Annotated in this window: 1 protein-coding gene and 1 pseudogene; both read right to left on the bottom strand. The window is 75.5% G+C overall.

The features are described 5' to 3' along the window. Window positions 1-2,225, bottom strand: a 2,225-nt coding sequence (locus tag JOL79_RS33430; RefSeq protein WP_230985967.1) for an acyltransferase domain-containing protein, incomplete at its 3' end; no start/stop codon positions are given. Between the two features lie 12 nt (window positions 2,226-2,237). Further along, window positions 2,238-2,297 (bottom strand): annotated as a pseudogene (locus tag JOL79_RS35950) (hypothetical protein); the annotation flags it as partial. Window positions 2,298-2,308: the final 11 nt, after the last annotated feature.

Raw genomic sequence — 2,308 nt, forward strand, 5'->3', positions numbered from 1 at the left:
GTCACCTCCACCCCATCCGGCAGCGACACCTCCGCGAACAACTCATCCCCACGCCGCCACACCGCACGAACACCCTGAAACGCCGGCCCATACTCATAACCACGCTCCGCCAACGCCTCATAACCCCCCTCAACCCCCACCGCCACCGCACCCTCCGGCGGCCACACCCCCGCCCACCCCGCCACACCCACGACCGGACCGGACGCGACCGCAGGGGACAGGACGCCCGAGGCGTGGCGCTGCCAGGTGTCGGCGTCGGCGGCGCGGGAGAAGACGGACAGCGCGCGGCGCTCCTCCGCGTCCGGCTGCCCGGCGACGACCTGGACGGTGACCGAGCCGGTCCGGGGCAGAACCAGCGGTGCCTCGACGACGAGTTCGTCCAGCCGCCCGCCGCCGGTCTGCGCGAGCGCCTCCAGCGCGAGCTCGACGAAGGCCGTGCCGGGCAGCAGGAGGGCGCCCTCGACGGCGTGGTCGGCGAGCCAGCCCGTGCTCGCCGGCGTGAGCCTTCCGGTCATGACGAGCCCCTCGTCGGCCATCGCCACCTGGGCGGTGAGCAGCGGGTGGGCGGAGCCGTCGACGCCGGCGCCCGTGGCGCCGCCGATGCGCTCGTCGTCCAGGAGCCAGAACCGGCGGTGCTCGAAGGCATAGGTGGGCGGCACGGTCCCGGGGTGCGGGGCGGTCCCGAGCGCGGCGGTCCAGTCGGCGTCCGCGCCGAGCACCCAGGCGTGGGCGAGCGCGGTCAGCAGACGGGCGCGGTCGCCGGAGCCGCGGCGCAGCGTGGCGCACACGTCCGCGTCAAGCCCGGCGTCGGCGCAGATGTCCTGGGTGTCGCCGCCGAGCACGGGATGCGGCCCGACCTCGACGAAGAGCGTGCTTCCCGCGCCGGCGACCGCGCGGACGGACTCCTGGAACCGCACCGGGCCGCGCAGGTTCTCGAACCAGTAGCGGGTGGACAGCTCGGAGGTCTCGACGAACCCGCCTTCCAGAGAGGAGCAGAAGGCGATCTCGGCACGGCGGGGCCGCACGCCGTCGAGCACGGTCAGCAGTTCGTCGCACAGCTCCTCCATGTGGGGCGTGTGGGAGGCGTAGTCGACGGCGACGCGCCGGGTGCGCACGGCGTCTCCGCAGGCGGCGGCGAACTCGTCGAGCGCGTCCGCGTCTCCGGCCACGACGCAGGAGGACGGGCCGCTGTGCACGGCGACCCAGAGCCGGCCGTCCCACGGCCGCAGCCGCGACTCGGCCGCCGCGGCGGACAGGGCGACCGCCAGCATGCCGCCGGTGCCGCGCAGCCGGGTCAGCACCCGGCTGCGCAGGGCCACGACCTTCGCGGCGTCCTCCAGCGAGAGCGCCCCGCAGACGCAGGCCGCCGCTATCTCGCCCTGCGAGTGACCCACCACGGCGGCCGGCCGCACGCCGAGCGAACGCCACACCTCGGCGAGCGACACCATCACGGCGAACAGCACCGGCTGGATGACGTCCGTACCCTCCAGCGCGGGCGCGCCGTCGGCGCCGCGCAGCACGTCAAGGACCGACCATCCGGTGTACGGACGCAGGGCGGCGTCACAGGCGGCGAGCCTCTCGGCGAAGACCGGGGTCGAGCCGAGCAGGTCGACGGCCATGCCGGCCCACTGCGTGCCCTGGCCGGGGAAGAGGAACACGGGCCGCGCGCCCGCGCGCGCCTCGCCGCGCAGAACCGTGGGATGGGGCTCGCCCTGGGCGAGGGCGGCCAGCCCGGCGACGAGATCCTCGCGACCGGCCGCGACGACCGCGGCGCGGTGGGGGAAGGCGGTTCGGCGGACCAGGGCCAGGCCGGTCGGGGCGAGGTCCGTCTCGGGGACGGCCGACGCGTGGTCGCGCAGCCGGGCGGCCTGGGCCAGCAGCGCCGTCTCGGTCTTGGCCGAGAACGCCCAGACCAGCGGGCCGGTCCCGGAGGGAGCGGACGCTTCGGGCTCCGGGACTTCCGCGGACCCGGCAGACCCGGCAGACCCGGCCGCGGACCCGGCGGGGGCGGGCTCGGCCGGGGCGACGCTCTCCAGGATGACGTGGGCGTTGGTCCCGCTGATGCCGAACGACGAGACCCCGGCGCGGCGCGGGCCGGCCCCGTGCCCCCACTCGACGTTCTCGGTCAGCAGCCGCACGCCGCCGGACTCCCAGTCGACGTGGGGGGTGGGCTCGGCCACATGCAACGTCGGCGGAAGCACGCCATGCTCCATCGCCTTGATCATCTTGATCACACCGGCCACCCCGGCCGCCGCCTGCGTATGCCCGATGTTCGACTTCACCGACCCCAACCACACCGGACGACCAC

Source organism: Microbispora oryzae (assembly GCF_017896165.1).
Taxonomy (GTDB): Bacteria; Actinomycetota; Actinomycetes; order Streptosporangiales; family Streptosporangiaceae; genus Microbispora; species Microbispora oryzae.